Here is a 13,924-nt window from a genome sequence, read left to right on the forward strand (position 1 = left end):
CGCTGAGCTGCACCGGCTGGGGCGTCATCCGCGTCGAGGGCAGCCGGATCAGCCATATCGCCAACGGGCAGATCAAGACCGACGCAAAGGCGCCCCTGCCCGACCGGCTCGCTTATCTGGACACGGTGCTGGCGGCGGTGATCGCCGATCACGCCCCGACCTGCGCGGCGGTCGAGGAAGTGTTCGTCAACGACAACCCGCAATCGACGCTGAAGCTTGCGCATGCGCGCGGCGTCGTGCTGCTCGGTTGCGCGCGCGGCGGGCTGGCGGTTGCCGAATATGCGCCGCGGCTCGTCAAGAAAGCGATTGTCGGCACCGGCGGCGCGGCGAAGGAACAGGTGCAGGCGATGCTGCGCGTGCTGTTGCCCGGCGCGAAGGTCGCAGGCGCCGATGCCGCCGATGCGCTGGCGGTCGCGATCTGCCATGCGAACCACAGGCCTCCTTCATCACCCCGGACTTGATCCGGGGTCCATGCGGCGCGGCTGTGGTGGATGCCGGATCAAGTCCGGCAAGACGAAGGTTGAATAGGCCGGGGACGGGAAATTGATTCCCTTTTCGTTCTCCCCGCGCTAGGCACGGCGCATGATCGCGAAATTGACGGGACGGCTCGATTCAAGCGGCGCAGGCCATGCGGTGATCGACGTCGGCGGCGTCGGTTATCTGGTCGAGGCTTCGGCGCGCACGCTGGACGCATTGGGCCCGGTGGGCGGCAATGTCACCATCCATACCGAAATGCTTGTTGGCGAGGATTTCCTCCGCCTGCTCGGCTTTGCCAAGGCGGAGGAGCGCGACTGGTTCCGCCTGCTCACCAGCGTTCAGGGCGTCGGCGCCAAGGTCGCGCTCGCGATCCTCTCGGCGCTCGAAATCGGCGACCTTCAGCGCGCGCTCGCGAGCAGCGACAGCGCCATGATCGCGCGCGCGAACGGCGTCGGGCCGAAACTGGCGCAGCGGATCACGCATGAACTGAAGGACAAGGCGGCGGCGCTGGGCGGAATATCGGGCAGCGGGGCCAATTACGTCTCCACCACCCCCGGCCCCCTCGCCGACGCTGTCACCGCGCTCACCGGCCTCGGCTTCAAACCAGGTGAGGCAAGCGCCGCGGTCGCCGCGGCGAGTGAGGAATTGGGCGCAGGCGCCGGACTGGATGCGCTGGTCCGCGTGGCGCTCAAGAAAGCAGCAAAATGACCACGCCCACCCGCAACGCATCCTGCCGCTGCGGCCAGATCCGTATCGCCTGCACCGGCGAGCCGATCCGCGTGTCGGTTTGCCATTGCCTCGAGTGCAAGGCGCGGAGCGGCAGCGCCTTTGCCGCGCAGGTTCGCTTCCCCGCCGAACAGGTCCGCGTCGAAGGCGAAGCGAACGCAAGGATGTGGCAATATAAAGGCGAGAGCGGCAACATCGCCGACTTCTTCTTTTGCGGCACCTGCGGTTCGGGCGTCTGGTATCGGGCGCGGCCCTATCACGAGGCCTATGCGATCCCGCTCGGCAATTTTGCGCCCGGTCACGGCTTCGTCCCCGACTATTCGGTTTATGAGGAGCGCAAGGAGCCTTGGGTTTCGATCAGCGGCGATGCAATAGAGCATTATGACTGAACCGGCCCTCACTACCCCCATCCGCACCCCCGAGGACGCCGACGCCGCGTTGCGCCCCAAGACGCTGGGCGAGTTCGTCGGGCAGGCGGCGGCGCGCGAGAATCTGCGTATCTTTATCGAGGCGGCCAAGGCGCGGTCCGATGCGCTCGACCATGTGCTCTTCTATGGCCCGCCGGGGCTGGGCAAGACGACGCTCGCCCAGATCGTCGCGCGCGAGCTGGGCGTCGGCTTTCGTTCGACCAGCGGCCCGGTGATCGCGAAGGCAGGCGACCTTGCCGCGCTGCTCACCAACCTGGAAGACGGCGATGTCCTGTTCATCGACGAGATCCACCGGCTCTCGCCCGCGGTCGAGGAAATCCTCTACCCCGCGATGGAGGATCGCGCGCTCGACATCATGATCGGCGAAGGGCCGTCGGCGCGCAGCGTCCGCATCGACCTGCCCAAATTCACCCTCGTCGGCGCGACGACGCGGCAGGGACTGCTGACGACGCCGCTGCGCGACCGCTTCGGGATTCCGGTGCGGCTCAATTTCTACACGCATGGCGAGTTGGAACAGGTCATCACCCGGGCCGCGCGGCTGCTGGCGTTGCCGATCGCCCCCGACGGCGCGCTGGAGATCGCCAAACGCGCCCGCGGCACCCCGCGTATCGCCGGGCGGCTGCTCCGCCGCGTGCGCGATTTCGCGACCGTCGCGGGTCACGCGATCGTCGATGCGAGGGCCGCCGATGCCGCGCTCAACCGGCTGGAAGTCGATGCGCTCGGGCTCGACGCGATGGACCGGCGCTACCTGACGATGATCGCGGACATTTACCGCGGCGGCCCGGTCGGGGTCGAGACGATGGCAGCGGGCCTGTCCGAACCGCGCGACACGATCGAGGATGTCATCGAACCCTATCTGTTACAGGTCGGGTTGATCGCCCGCACCGCGCGTGGCCGGATGCTCAATGCGAGCGCGTGGAAGCATCTGGGCCTCAACCCGCCTGCGGGTTCGCAGGACGGGCTGTTCGATGATGGCAAATAGCCATGCCCCTGCGAAGGCAGGGGCATGGGCCAAAACCAAAACAGTCGGATTTCCGCCACCATCTCCCACCAGACGGCCCCCATCTGCGACGAACCGTTGGTTAGGGGTTTGCGACGAGTCGAAGGGCCGCTATCGATCAGGCGATGGTAAACGCCCCGCCCCCCTTCGTCCCCGGCGCCTTCGTCGGGGCTGAGCATCATTACCGGCTGCGCGTCTATTTCGAGGACACCGACCTGTCCGGCATCGTATATCACGCCAATTACCTGCGCTATATGGAACGGGCCCGGTCGGACATGCTGCGGATCGCAGGCATCGACCAGCGCGCCGCGATGGAGGGCGGCGAAGGCAGCTGGGCGGTCACCGACCTCGCCATAAAATATCGCAGCCCCGCCCGGCTTGATGACGACCTGTTGGTGGTCAGCACGGTTCGGGCCGTGCGCGGCGCCAGCGTGATGATTGCGCAGCGCATCCTTCGCGGAATTGACACGTTAAGCGGCGAGACACTCACCGACGGCCAGGTCACCGCCGCCTTCCTGTCGCCCACGGGCCGGCCGCGGCGGCAGCCCGCGGGTTGGGCCGAACGATTTACCGCCATCATGAATGGAGAGACTTTCCCTTGCTAGACAATATCTCGCTGGCCGCCGACGCGGCGACGCTGTCCCCCGTCGCGCTGTTCCTGCAAGCCGATATCATCGTGAAAGCGGTGATGATCGGCCTGCTCGCCGCCTCCATCTATGTCTGGGCGGTGATCTTCACGCATGGCCGCGGGGTCGGCAAGCTGATGCGCGCGTCGGACCAGTTCGAGCGCGATTTCTGGCGCGCCGACAATATCGACAAATTTTTTGACAAGAACAGCGGCGAGGATTTGCCGAGCGCCAAGGTGCTGTCGGCGGGGATCAGCGAGTGGCGGCGGTCGACCAAGGGCAAGATCGTCGATCGGGAAGGCACGCGCGAGCGCCTGGGCATCGCGATGAACAGCGCGGTTGCGGGTGAGGTCGACCGGCTGGCCGAAAAGATCGGCACGCTGGCAACCATCGGGTCGGTCGCACCGTTCGTCGGCCTGTTCGGGACCGTGTGGGGCATCATGCGCAGCTTCACCGCGATCGCGGCGGAGAATAACAGCAGCCTTGCCGTCGTCGCCCCGGGGATCGCCGAGGCGCTGTTCGCCACCGCGATCGGCCTGTTCGCCGCCATTCCCGCGGTCATCGCCTATAACAGCTTTTCGCAACGCCTGAACCGCCTCGAATCGCGGCTCGGGCGCTTTGCCGACGGACTGCACGCGACGTTCAGCCGCGAACTCGAGGTCGAAGCCTGATGGCGATGACCGGACCGTCCGGCGGCATCGGCGGCCGTCGCGGGCGCGGCGCACGCCGTGCGCCGATGGCAGAGATCAACGTCACCCCGCTCGTCGACGTGATGCTGGTGCTGCTCATCATCTTCATGATCACCGCGCCCCTGCTGGCATCGGCGGTGCCGATCGACCTGCCCGAAAGCAGGGCAAAGCCCGTCGAGACCGAGGAGCAGGAGCCGGTGCAGCTGTCGGTGGGCGCCGACGACACGCTGTATATCGGCGACGAGGTCGTTCCCGAGGCCGAGCTTCCCGCCCGGCTCGACGCGATCGCGCGCGAAAATGAGGGACAGGATCGGCCGCGCCAGATCATGCTGCGCGCCGACAAGGGGCTCGATTACGGCCGCGTCATGCGCATCATGGGCGAACTCAACCGTGCCGGCCTGACGCGCATCGCGCTGGTCACCACCGGGGCAAACGAGACACCGACCGCCGCCGCCGCGGTCACCGACGGTTCAGAAACGGGGCAATAGGGTCATATCATGGCCGCAACACCGGCAGTGAGGGGGAATGAAAGACGCGGCATCGCCATCGCGGTGGCGGCGCATGTCCTGATTATCGGGCTGCTATCGCTTCAATGGACCCCGGGCGACCGCCGTTTCGACAACCCGCCGATGGAAGTCGACCTGATCGCCGAAACCGCGGTGCAATCGACCGCGCCGGTAATCAGCGAGACGCCGCCAGCCGCGCGGCTGGGCGAAGAGGATGAGGTCGATGTTGCGGCGCCGGCCCCGATGCCCGCGCCGCCGGTCCCCGAACCCGTCGTGCGGCCGAATCCGGCGCCCACACCGAAACAGGTGGCCCGGCCGAAGGCCGCACCGCCGAAGCAGCCCCCGGCGGCGAAGAAGGCACCGCCAAAAGCCGCCCCCAAGGCACCGCCCGCGAAGGATCGTCCCGCACGGCCGACCGGACGGCTCGACGGCATCGCCGAAGGGCTTTCGCGATCGCAGCCCAAATCCCCCGCGAGCAAGGGCGCGCCCGCGGCGGCAACCGCGGCCGAAGTTCGCCGCTCGATCGACGTCAGCATCAAGTCGAAGGTCGCGCCGCGCTGGAACGGCTGCCGTATTTCGGGCGTCGATGTCGATCAGCTCAAGACGATCGTGAAGTTCAAATTGACGCAGTCGGGCGCGCTGGCGGGTTTCACCAGCGTGAACACGACCGGCGAGAACGACAGCAACAAGTTCCAGGTCCAGCGCCATCAGGAATGTGCCAAACGTGCGGTGGAACTCGCCGCCCCCTTCGACCTGCCCGAAGACAATTACAGCTTCTGGCAGAATTACACGCTCGATTTCATCAAGAGGTAAGAGAAATGCTCCTGCGCCCGATCGGCCTTTCGCTCGCCCTGCTGCTGACCACCGCGCCGGTGTTCGCGCAGACCAGTCCCGCCCCGCCCGCGGTCGCGCCAACCGAACCGCGCGAAACGATCGAGGGCACGCTGTCGCAGGACCGCACCGTCATCGCGATCCCGGCGCTCGCGACGCCATCGGCACAGACCGTCGCGGGGCTGCGCACCGACACGCTGGGCCGCCAGATTGCCGAAGTCATCGCCGCCGACCTGGAACGCAGCGGCCTTTACGCGCCCGTCGGCCCCGCGGGCCTTCGCGCGATCACGATGGCCGAAGTCACCGCACCGCGCTTTGCCGACTGGCAGGGCAACAATGCCGAAAATGTCGTGCATGGCTTTGTCCGGGCCAGTGGCACCGGCGGCCTGGTCGTCGGCTGTTATCTTTATGATACGCAGCTCGGCAGCGAACTGGTGCGGCAGGGATTCGAGATCCAGCCCGGCGACTGGCGCCGCGCCGCGCACAAATGCGCCGACGCCATCTATTCGCGCCTGTCGGGCGAGGCCCCCTTCTTTGACAGTCGTGTCGCCTATATCGCCGAAAGCGGCCCCAAGGGGAATCGCATCAAGCGCCTGGCGATCATGGATTCGGACGGCGGCAATCACCGCTTTATCACCAATGGGCAGGCGCTTGCGCTGAGCCCGCGTTTCTCGCCCGATTACAAGAAGATCGTCTATGTCAGCTATTTGAACGATCGCGTCCGCGTGTTCATTTATGACGTCGCGGCAGGATCGCAGAAACTGGTCACCGAAAGCCGCAACGCAACCTTTGCGCCGCGCTGGTCGCCCGATGGCACGCAGATCCTCTATTCGATGGCGGTCGGCGGCAACACCGACATCTATCGCATCTCGGCCAATGGCGGCACCCCGGTGCGGTTGACGAGCACGCCGGGGATCGACGTGGGCGGCAGTTTCTCGCCCGACGGCAGGAAGATCGTGTTTGAAAGCGATCGGTCGGGCAGTCAGCAAATCTATACGATGAACATCGACGGGTCGGACCAGCAGCGGATCAGCTTTGGCGGCGGACGCTATGCCACGCCCGAATGGTCGCCGCGCGGCGACCTGATCGCGTTCACCCGCATGGGCGGCGGCGAATTTCGCGTCGGCGTGATGACGCCGACCGGCGGCGGTGTGCGCCTGCTGACCAACAGCTGGCAGGACGAAGCACCGACCTGGTCGCCGAACGGCCGCGTCATCCAATTCTTTCGCACGACGCGGGGCCGGGAAGGCAAATCGAGCCTGTGGCAGGTTGACCTGACCGGCGTGAACATGCGCCGCCTGCCGACCCCGCAAGACGGCTCGGACCCCAGCTGGGGTCCGGTCCTGCCCTGAGGATAGCGGAACCAAACTGCCCCGATGGGGTTCAAATATCGCGTCCTGAACGGGCAAATTTGCCCGCACCAAGATATTTCTCCACAACAACAAGAGGACAGAAGACATGACGATACGCAAAAGCACCGCGATGATCGCGGCGATCACCATGCTTGCTGTCGGAGCCTGCGCACCCAAGGCCCCTGACACGCTGCCCCCCGCCCCCGAAGGCACCGGGACCGACACCGGCGCCGGGACCGGCACCGGCGTGGTTCCGGGATCGCAAGAAGATTTCCTCGCCAGTGTCGGACTGGAAGGCGACCGCGTCTTTTTCGACTATGACCAATATAATGTCGATGCGCAGGATCAGGCGACGTTGCAGAACCAGGCGCAGTGGTTGCAGCGCAACCCCGCCGTGCGCGTCACGCTGGAGGGCCATGCCGACGAACGCGGCACGCGCGATTACAACATCGCGCTCGGCGAACGCCGCGCCAACGCCGCGAAAAACTATCTCGCCTCGCTCGGCATCGACCCGTCGCGGATCAATGTCATCAGCTATGGCAAGGAACGGCCGGCCGAACTCGGCTCGACCGAGGCAGCCTATGCCAAAAACCGCCGCGCGGTGACGGTCGTCATCGGGCAATAAGCGGCCAGAGCGGCACCGTCACAAAGGCGGCGGCGCAGGCAAAGACACCGAAGGGGACCCGTCGCTCGCCGAGCGGCCGGTCCCCTTTTCGCTGTGTGCAGAGCGCCCAGACGATCCCGCCCAGGCTGGCGAGCAGCAGCATCAAGGGAAGCGCCTGCCACCCGATCCAGGCGCCGATGGCGGCAACGAGCTTGGGGTCGCCGCCGCCCATGGCGTCCTTGCCCCGGACCCGGCGATAACAGGCCGCCGCGCCGGCGAGGACCAAGCCGCCGACGACCGCCCCCGCCCAGCGATCGACCAGCGATGTGCCGAGCATCGCCCCGGCGCCGAGCAATCCGGTGATCCCGAGCAACAGGTTGAGGCGGTCGGGCAGCCAGAAATGCCGCGCATCGAGCAGCGCGAGCGGCAAGAGAAGCCAGCCGAACAGCGCCCACACCCACCCCGCCGATCCCGGCAGCCACGCCAGTGCGGCCATGCCGATGGCCGCCGCGCCCAGTTCGACGCGCGTGTGGAAGGGATCAATCGGCGCGCCGCACGTCCGGCACCGCCCGCGCGACGCGAGCGCGGAAAGCAAAGGCACGAGGTCGGCCGCGCCCAAGGCGCGCCCGCACCCGTCGCATTGCGACCGTCCAAGCACCGATCGCCCCGCGGGCCAGCGCAGCACCAATGTCGCGATAAAACTGCCGAGGACCAACCCGGTCAGTCCGGCCAGGAGCACCCCCAAGCCGACCGGCAAGCCATCGGCAAAGGACATGTCAGAAGCGGCCCGAGGTCGCCAACACGAACCCGCCCGGCCCGGCGCGAAAGCCGAGCGCGGCGAGCGCCGCCGCCATCGCCGGGTCGCGGTCGACGTTGATCGAGAACTGCGCGCGATAGGCGCCGCGGGCATCGAAGGACAGCGTCAGCCTTTCCATCCCCGACTGGCTGGCGAGCGCCGCTTGCGCGCGGCCCCTTGCGCAGCGGAGCGGCCCCGAAAGGCCCCGCGACAGGTCGAGGCCAGCGATCGGCGCCGTGACCGCGAGCTGGACGCGGCCGGCGGCGCTGGCACATTGGCCCGCATCGTCGAAACGCACCGTGGTGCCCTCGAACCGGATCGTGTCGACGGGGATCATGCCCAGGCCGCCCGACATCGATGTCGACCCGCTGACGTCCGAAACCCCGCGAGGGTTGTTGCCGTGTAGCCGCCCTGCCAGCGCACCGAGCCGTTCGTCGGCACGCGAAAAAGCGAGTTCGACATCGCCGCCAAGCAGCGCAATCGGTGACAGGCTGGCGCGGACTGTCCCCAGCGGCAGAACGCCCAGCCGCGCGTCGACGAGCTCCCCCGACCAGATCGAGCCGCGCACGTCGCGCGCGGTGATGCCGGCGTCGGTCGCGCCCGACAGCCCCAGCGCCAGCCGCATCGGAAAGGTCGCAACGACCAGGACGAGCGCGAGGAATGCCGCGGCGATCATCCAGCGGCGGCGCATGTTCATCGGCCGCCCTTTCTGAGTTCGGCCGTCAGTCCGACGGTGCCGTCGGCGGCGGGGGTGATCGTGAGCTGGTCGACGATGAAGCCCTGCCCTTCCAGCGAGGCGAGCCAGTCGGTGAGCACCGGCGCCTTCGCCGTCGCGATCGCAATCGTCGCCTGCCCGGTGCCGCGCGCTTCGTTGCGGTCGAGCGTCAGTCCGATTTCGCCCGCCGATTGGGCAAGATATTGGTCGATCGCCAGCGTATCGACCGCCGCGGCGACCGACTTCGCCGGACGTTGCGTCAGCAATTGCACCTTCGCCGCGACCCGTCCTTCGCGTTCGACCGCGGCGCGGTGCCGAGTCTCCAGGTCGACGAAAGCCGCCGCAGCGGGGCGTCCGATACCCCAGATCAACACGCCGAGCGCCAGCGCCCCGGCAATGCCGACCAGCCATTTTTCGCGCAGGGACAGGCCGGTCCACCAGTTTTGCAATCTTTCGGTCATGGCACCGCCCGGATCGTGATATTCGCCATCTGCTGGCCGTCGCTGCCCGCCATCGGCTGCGCCGTCACGCGATAACCGCGCGCTTGCAGCGCCAGCAGCACCTTGTTGATGTCCTCCACACGCGGCGCCGCGAGCGTCGTCGTCAACGTCCCGTCGGTGCGGTGCGACAGCGTTTTGAGCGACACGCCGGGCGCATCGCCCATCGCGTCATAGAGCGCCGATGCCGGGACCGAGAAGGCAAGCGGTCCTCCGCCCGCGGCCGCGAGGCGGCGATCGAGTTCAGCCTCCGCTGCGGTCGCGTCGGCGGCCGTCACCCCCATCTTTCGCGCCATCGCAACGACGGCGTCGTCGGCGCGGCCGGTGTCGGCGACCGTGCGGGTAGCATGGACGACGGGGACCAGCAGGCTGACGACAAGCAGCGCGATAGCAAGGCGCTTTGCCCGGCGCAGCATCGCCGGATCGACCGACCAGCTGCGTTTGGGTTTCCATGCGCCGCTGAGCAGGTCGAGCGGCGGGGCGGCGAGCGTCAGCAACAGCGCCTCGCGCATCCGGTCGGCGTCGAGCGGCGCGATGCCGTGGGCACCCGCGATCAGCGGGTCCAGTTCGGGGTCCGAAACATAAGCGCGGTCCGCGGTGCGGACGATCCGTTCATCCCCGACCTCGGCCGTCCACAGCGTATCGGGTTCGGGCGGCGGCACCGCGACTGCCGCAGGGATAATCGCGGCGGGCGAAAGATGGCGGGTCTTCAGCCAGTCGGTCCACGCCGTCATCGCAGCGTGCGTGGTCACCGCCACCGCCACCGCCTGCCCGTCGCCAGCGGGTTGACCCGCCACGACGTGCAGCGCCGCGGCGTCGCCCAAGCTGTGTTTCAGCGCGTCGATCCGCGCCGCAGCAGCTGCCTGCGCGGGCGCGGCATCCGGATAGCTGAGCCAGCGAAGCGGCACGTCAGCCGCGGGCGCGAGCGCAATCAGTCGGTCATCGGGACTGTCGTCCTGCGGCTTTTCCCAAGCGCCGACCCATCCGTCATCCTGTCCGCTGTCGACGATGACGCCATCGTCGACGCGCAGCCAGGCCGCATCGTCGGCCGTTCCCTCGCCAAGCGCCGCAACCGGGGGCAGCCAGAGCACCAAAACCCGCGTCATGTCAGTCGCTCTCGCCCCAATCGCGGCGCACGATCACCGGCGGTGCCACGCCCGCGGACGGCGCCCCGCCATTGGCATCGATCAGCGAATTTGCGGTCAAGAAACCGTCCCCCATCGTCACATTCGTCGTCAGCGCCAGCCAGCGACTGGTCACGCCCGCCTGTTCGGCGACATCCTGGGGCGGCTTTCGCCCTTCAAACGGACCGGCCTCCCAGAATCGCACGCTGCTGCCATAGCCGCCAGCAGGCCGCGCCGCCAGCACCGCCCGCGCATCGGCCGTCGTGATTTCGCCGGGCAGCAGCATCGCCACCAGCGGCGCCTGTTCGGGGGGCAGCGTATTGACGTTGAGTTTCACCGGATCGGTCACCGGGAGCACGCATATCCAGGGCTTGAGCCGCGCGTAAATCTTTGGCGTCATCCCGCGAACCGCCTGCAATTCGCTGATGTCCGCCATCTTGCGATTGGCGGGCAGATAGGCGCCCTGCATCGCGCGATAGGCATTGTCCTCCGCACCGAGCGGACCTTCATTGCTGTCGCTGTCGATCCAGTCGGCCGCTGCACCGGCGATCGCCTGCGCCTGCCCCGGATCGATGCCGAGCAATTTCATCAGTTCGCCGAACTGGCGCATCGAGCCCGATCGCTGGCTGAAGCGTCCGGGGATTGTTTCGGCGACAAGGCTATTGAGGTTGAAGCAGTTGTTCGCGTCGGTGAGCTTTGCCCGCCCTTCGCCACCCGGCAGCGGCAAGGTGAAATCGCGTCCGAGCCAATTGCCGGCGAGCGTCAGCTTCGCGGGATCGCGGCCGACGAGATCGGCCACGCGGCGCAGCGCAATCTGTTCGGCGGCAAAGGCGTAAGCGCGCCCCTGATCGACCGTCGCAGCGCTGCCCGCAATGCGCGTCGCGAGCGTCAGCCGGTCGAGCGCCGTCGCCGCGATCACCGCCATCACGGCGACAAGCAGCAGCACACTGAGCAGCGCCGCGCCGCGTTCATTCTGGTCGCCGCGCATCATGGTGCCGGCGTCGCGGCGGGGGGCGGCGGCAGGCTGGGCGCCGTGAGGAAAAGCATCGTGAGCGGTTCGCGTCCGGTGCGCACCAGCCGCACCTCGACCGCGCGCGGCAGGCGGTCGCCGGGTTCCGAACTCCAACCTTCGCCCCAAACGCCCCGTTCGTCCCGGTATCGCACCGCGACCCCCGCAACCTCGTCGATCAGCCGGTCGCCCTCTCCCAGCGCGGTGCCGTCGAGCATCGGCTGCACCGCGCGGCGCCATTCGTTGCCGATCAGCGCATAGGCGACGCGCTCGACGCTTGGGCGCGGGCTGCCGTCCGCCGAACCGGCGCCGCTGTGGACAAAGGCAAATCCGTTCGACGATCCGACGAATGCCGGGACCGCCTCGCCCGACGGCCCGCGCGTCGGGCGCTGCACCGCCTGTGCCAGATCGTTCGCCATCACGGCGCGGAGTCGGTTGATGCCGCCCATCGCTTTCAGCCGGTCCTGCACCGCATCCTGTGTATCGACGCTGCTGCGAAGCAGCCCGACGCCCAGCGCCGCGATGACGGCGAAGATGGAGAGTGCGACGAGCATCTCGACAAGGGTGAAGCCGTTCGCACCTGCCCCCGCCTCCGCTCGCGCCGAGCTTGTCGAAGCGCCGTTCTTCCCTCTCGACGTCGCAGAGAAGGAACGGCCCTTCGACAAGCTCTGGGCGAACAGGAACAGAGGCGCGGCGCGCAATCTCATCGCGACGGCCGGATGATCGTCAGCGCCGCCTGCCCGCGGCCGCTTTCGGGGCGCACAAGCAGGTCGATGCGCAGCAGCGCGTCGTCGGCAGTCTGGGTGACGCGTTGTTCGACGCGCCAGTTGCGGCCCGCGTTCGCGACGCCGATCGCGCTGTTGCCGATCGTCGGCGGCGCCGGATCGGTCCACAGTTCGACGGCGCGATTCTGTGCGACGATCCCCGCCATCGTGCTTTCGTCGAGGTCGCCCGCTGTCCGCACCGCATAGGCATCGAGGCGGACAAGCGCGAGCGCGGCGATGCTGATGACGCTGAGGGCGACGAGCATTTCGAGCAGCGTGAAGCCGCGCTCGCGATCCTGCCCATTCTCACTCGCCACGGCTGACCTCCCCGGTCGCCGAGACGCGCACGATTTCACGCGCGTCGCCGCCGGAAAGGACCAGCGCCTGCGGCGTCGGGCTGATCCCGACGCGGTCGAACAGGATACGTGCCGCGCCCTGCCCGTTTCCGGCGGCAAAGCGGACGTCGCCGGGCCAGCCGCGCTGGGCGAAGGGGCGGCCGGGAAGCGGTTGCCATTCGCCCGCGACGCGCCGTTCAAAGCCATAGCCCGACGGCGCGAAATTGACCGCGACGCTGCGCCCCTCGATCACCGCCACATCGCGCGCGGCCGCGAGCCGTGCGGCGAGGCGGTCGGCTTCGCTGCGCACGCTGCGTTCTTCGCCGGGAATGGTGAGCACGACAGCGGTCGCGGCGAGCGCCATGATCGCCAGCACCACCATGAGTTCGACGAGGGTGAAGCCGCGATCATCGGCACGCGATCGCGCCCGCGCGAAGGGGGTTCGGAGCCTGGAAACTCCGAACGCGGCCCAGACCCGACGCGCGCGCGCCTCACCCTTCGCTGCGAATATCCGCATTGTCGTCGGTCCCGCCGGGAGCGCCGTCGGCGCCGAGCGACCAGACGTCGAACGCCTTCCCGTTCGGCCCCGGCGCCTGATAATTATAGGGACGGCCCCACGGATCGGCGGGCAGTTTCTTGATATAACCGCCGCGGCGATAGCGTTCGGGCTGCGCGAGCGACGGCGGCGGCGTGGAAAGAGCGTTCAGCCCGTCGGTCGACGCCGGATAGGTCAGATTATCGAGGCGATATTGTTCGAGCGCGGTTTCTAACGTCGCGATATCGGCCTTGGCCTTGGTCACCATCGCGCGGTCCTGGCTGGGCAGGACGTTGATCATCACCACCGTCGCAAGCAACCCGATGATGAAGATAACCACCATCAATTCGGTCAAGGTGAAGCCGCGCTCACCCTTTTTGCGGCGGCGCTGGACCGGAGGCCGGCCTTCACCGGAAAAGGAGGTATCGAGCATCAGGCGAAAGAATAGCTGCATCAGCGACATTTTCATAGTCCGGCTAGGTTCTGCAACTGAAGGATCGGAAGCAGGATGGCGAGAATGATAAGGGCAACGCACGACCCCATAACGACAATTATGACAGGTTCGAGAAGCGCCATCGACGCCGCCGTAAAACGGTCGAATTCGCGTTCGAGATAGTCGGCGGCGCGTTCGAGCATTTGTTCCAGCCGTCCGGCACTTTCGCCGCTGGCGGTCATATAGACGAGCAGGGGCGGAAACACCCCGGCGTCGCGAAGCGCGCTGGACAGGCTGCCGCCCGCGCGCACCTGATCGACGATGGTCGCGGTCGCGCCGGCCAGCGCGGCGTTGCGGATCGTCGGCAGCGTGAGCCGCAGCCCCTCGACCAGCGGCAGGCGGCTCGACACCATCGTCGACAAGGTGCGCGCGAAACGCGCCGCGTAAAGATCGCGCAGCAGGCGCCCGAACAGCGGC

Annotated in this window: 20 protein-coding genes; 10 read left to right on the top strand and 10 right to left on the bottom strand. The window is 67.6% G+C overall.

Annotated elements, in window-relative coordinates:
* The 10 genes from ruvC to pal form a co-directional block, all read left to right on the top strand.
* Positions 1 to 461, top strand: a 461-nt coding sequence (ruvC, locus tag A3E77_RS16800; RefSeq protein ID WP_458574464.1) for a crossover junction endodeoxyribonuclease RuvC, incomplete at its 5' end; no start/stop codon positions are given.
* 121 nt (positions 462 to 582) lie between these two features.
* Complete coding sequence (gene ruvA, locus A3E77_RS16805; RefSeq protein ID WP_293648034.1) at positions 583 to 1,185, top strand: Holliday junction branch migration protein RuvA; 603 nt, start codon at positions 583 to 585, stop codon at positions 1,183 to 1,185.
* Positions 1,182 to 1,592, top strand: a complete 411-nt coding sequence (locus A3E77_RS16810) for a GFA family protein (protein WP_293648036.1) — start codon at positions 1,182 to 1,184, stop codon at positions 1,590 to 1,592. The genes ruvA and A3E77_RS16810 overlap by 4 nt, the downstream gene beginning before the upstream one ends.
* Positions 1,585 to 2,613, top strand: coding sequence for a Holliday junction branch migration DNA helicase RuvB (ruvB, locus tag A3E77_RS16815; RefSeq protein WP_293648038.1), 1,029 nt, complete (start codon positions 1,585 to 1,587; stop codon positions 2,611 to 2,613). The genes A3E77_RS16810 and ruvB overlap by 8 nt, the downstream gene beginning before the upstream one ends.
* A gap of 143 nt (positions 2,614 to 2,756) precedes the next feature.
* Positions 2,757 to 3,236 (top strand): YbgC/FadM family acyl-CoA thioesterase, encoded by a 480-nt coding sequence (locus A3E77_RS16820; RefSeq protein WP_293648040.1) that lies wholly within the window; start codon positions 2,757 to 2,759, stop codon positions 3,234 to 3,236.
* Entirely contained in the window at positions 3,230 to 3,928 is a 699-nt protein-coding gene (gene tolQ, locus A3E77_RS16825) for a protein TolQ (protein WP_293648042.1), read from the top strand. The genes A3E77_RS16820 and tolQ overlap by 7 nt, the downstream gene beginning before the upstream one ends.
* Positions 3,928 to 4,434: a protein TolR gene (gene tolR, locus A3E77_RS16830; RefSeq protein WP_293648044.1), complete on the top strand. Its 507-nt coding sequence runs from the start codon at positions 3,928 to 3,930 to the stop codon at positions 4,432 to 4,434. Before tolQ ends, tolR begins: the two co-directional genes overlap by 1 nt.
* Positions 4,435 to 4,443: 9 nt before the next feature.
* The gene (locus A3E77_RS16835; RefSeq protein WP_293648046.1) at positions 4,444 to 5,265 is read left to right on the top strand and encodes a hypothetical protein; all 822 of its coding nucleotides are present in this window, start codon (positions 4,444 to 4,446) and stop codon (positions 5,263 to 5,265) included.
* 5 nt (positions 5,266 to 5,270) lie between these two features.
* On the top strand, positions 5,271 to 6,635 hold the full coding sequence (gene tolB / locus A3E77_RS16840) for a Tol-Pal system beta propeller repeat protein TolB (RefSeq protein ID WP_293648048.1): 1,365 nt from the start codon (positions 5,271 to 5,273) through the stop codon (positions 6,633 to 6,635).
* A gap of 106 nt (positions 6,636 to 6,741) precedes the next feature.
* Positions 6,742 to 7,260 carry a peptidoglycan-associated lipoprotein Pal gene (pal, locus tag A3E77_RS16845; protein WP_458574465.1) on the top strand — a complete coding sequence of 173 codons (519 nt, stop codon included), beginning with the start codon at positions 6,742 to 6,744 and terminating at the stop codon, positions 7,258 to 7,260.
* On the opposite strand, the gene A3E77_RS16850 is transcribed toward pal, so the two are convergent.
* The 10 genes from A3E77_RS16850 to A3E77_RS16895 all read right to left on the bottom strand — a co-directional run.
* The gene (locus tag A3E77_RS16850) at positions 7,247 to 8,014 is read right to left on the bottom strand and encodes a prepilin peptidase (protein ID WP_458574466.1); all 768 of its coding nucleotides are present in this window, start codon (positions 8,012 to 8,014) and stop codon (positions 7,247 to 7,249) included. The genes pal and A3E77_RS16850 overlap by 14 nt on opposite strands.
* A 1-nt stretch (position 8,015) precedes the next feature.
* Positions 8,016 to 8,732 (bottom strand): type II secretion system protein N, encoded by a 717-nt coding sequence (gene gspN, locus A3E77_RS16855; protein WP_293648050.1) that lies wholly within the window; start codon positions 8,730 to 8,732, stop codon positions 8,016 to 8,018.
* Complete coding sequence (gene gspM / locus A3E77_RS16860; protein WP_293648052.1) at positions 8,729 to 9,211, bottom strand: type II secretion system protein GspM; 483 nt, start codon at positions 9,209 to 9,211, stop codon at positions 8,729 to 8,731. Before gspM ends, gspN begins: the two co-directional genes overlap by 4 nt.
* The gene (gene gspL, locus A3E77_RS16865) at positions 9,208 to 10,353 is read right to left on the bottom strand and encodes a type II secretion system protein GspL (RefSeq protein WP_293648054.1); all 1,146 of its coding nucleotides are present in this window, start codon (positions 10,351 to 10,353) and stop codon (positions 9,208 to 9,210) included. The genes gspM and gspL overlap by 4 nt, the downstream gene beginning before the upstream one ends.
* A 1-nt stretch (position 10,354) precedes the next feature.
* Positions 10,355 to 11,362, bottom strand: coding sequence for a type II secretion system minor pseudopilin GspK (gene gspK / locus A3E77_RS16870; protein ID WP_293648056.1), 1,008 nt, complete (start codon positions 11,360 to 11,362; stop codon positions 10,355 to 10,357).
* Complete coding sequence (gene gspJ / locus A3E77_RS16875) at positions 11,359 to 12,045, bottom strand: type II secretion system minor pseudopilin GspJ (RefSeq protein ID WP_293648058.1); 687 nt, start codon at positions 12,043 to 12,045, stop codon at positions 11,359 to 11,361. Before gspJ ends, gspK begins: the two co-directional genes overlap by 4 nt.
* A 38-nt stretch (positions 12,046 to 12,083) precedes the next feature.
* Positions 12,084 to 12,461: a type II secretion system minor pseudopilin GspI gene (gene gspI, locus A3E77_RS16880; RefSeq protein WP_293648060.1), complete on the bottom strand. Its 378-nt coding sequence runs from the start codon at positions 12,459 to 12,461 to the stop codon at positions 12,084 to 12,086.
* Positions 12,451 to 12,996 (bottom strand): GspH/FimT family pseudopilin, encoded by a 546-nt coding sequence (locus A3E77_RS16885; RefSeq protein ID WP_293648062.1) that lies wholly within the window; start codon positions 12,994 to 12,996, stop codon positions 12,451 to 12,453. Before A3E77_RS16885 ends, gspI begins: the two co-directional genes overlap by 11 nt.
* Positions 12,971 to 13,477, bottom strand: a complete 507-nt coding sequence (gene gspG, locus A3E77_RS16890) for a type II secretion system major pseudopilin GspG (RefSeq protein ID WP_293648084.1) — start codon at positions 13,475 to 13,477, stop codon at positions 12,971 to 12,973. The genes A3E77_RS16885 and gspG overlap by 26 nt, the downstream gene beginning before the upstream one ends.
* Positions 13,478 to 13,479: 2 nt before the next feature.
* The coding region (locus A3E77_RS16895) for a type II secretion system F family protein (protein ID WP_293648064.1) at positions 13,480 to 13,924 on the bottom strand (445 nt) is incomplete at its 5' end.

This window comes from Sphingopyxis sp. RIFCSPHIGHO2_12_FULL_65_19, assembly GCF_001830555.1.
GTDB lineage: Bacteria > Pseudomonadota > Alphaproteobacteria > Sphingomonadales > Sphingomonadaceae > Sphingopyxis.

Bases quoted from the DNA above. Each gene is read 5' to 3' on its own strand.
- ruvA (WP_293648034.1), top strand. From the start codon at position 583: ATGATCGCGAAATTGACGGGACGGCTCGATTCAAGCGGCGCAGGCCAT.
- A3E77_RS16810 (WP_293648036.1), top strand. From the start codon at position 1,182: ATGACCACGCCCACCCGCAACGCATCCTGCCGCTGCGGCCAGATCCGT.
- ruvB (WP_293648038.1), top strand. From the start codon at position 1,585: ATGACTGAACCGGCCCTCACTACCCCCATCCGCACCCCCGAGGACGCC.
- A3E77_RS16820 (WP_293648040.1), top strand. From the start codon at position 2,757: ATGGTAAACGCCCCGCCCCCCTTCGTCCCCGGCGCCTTCGTCGGGGCT.
- tolR (WP_293648044.1), top strand. From the start codon at position 3,928: ATGGCGATGACCGGACCGTCCGGCGGCATCGGCGGCCGTCGCGGGCGC.
- A3E77_RS16835 (WP_293648046.1), top strand. From the start codon at position 4,444: ATGGCCGCAACACCGGCAGTGAGGGGGAATGAAAGACGCGGCATCGCC.
- tolB (WP_293648048.1), top strand. From the start codon at position 5,271: ATGCTCCTGCGCCCGATCGGCCTTTCGCTCGCCCTGCTGCTGACCACC.
- pal (WP_458574465.1), top strand. From the start codon at position 6,742: ATGACGATACGCAAAAGCACCGCGATGATCGCGGCGATCACCATGCTT.
- A3E77_RS16850 (WP_458574466.1), bottom strand. From the start codon at position 8,014: ATGTCCTTTGCCGATGGCTTGCCGGTCGGCTTGGGGGTGCTCCTGGCC.
- gspN (WP_293648050.1), bottom strand. From the start codon at position 8,732: ATGAACATGCGCCGCCGCTGGATGATCGCCGCGGCATTCCTCGCGCTC.
- gspM (WP_293648052.1), bottom strand. From the start codon at position 9,211: ATGACCGAAAGATTGCAAAACTGGTGGACCGGCCTGTCCCTGCGCGAA.
- gspL (WP_293648054.1), bottom strand. From the start codon at position 10,353: ATGACGCGGGTTTTGGTGCTCTGGCTGCCCCCGGTTGCGGCGCTTGGC.
- gspK (WP_293648056.1), bottom strand. From the start codon at position 11,362: ATGATGCGCGGCGACCAGAATGAACGCGGCGCGGCGCTGCTCAGTGTG.
- A3E77_RS16885 (WP_293648062.1), bottom strand. From the start codon at position 12,996: ATGCGGATATTCGCAGCGAAGGGTGAGGCGCGCGCGCGTCGGGTCTGG.
- gspG (WP_293648084.1), bottom strand. From the start codon at position 13,477: ATGTCGCTGATGCAGCTATTCTTTCGCCTGATGCTCGATACCTCCTTT.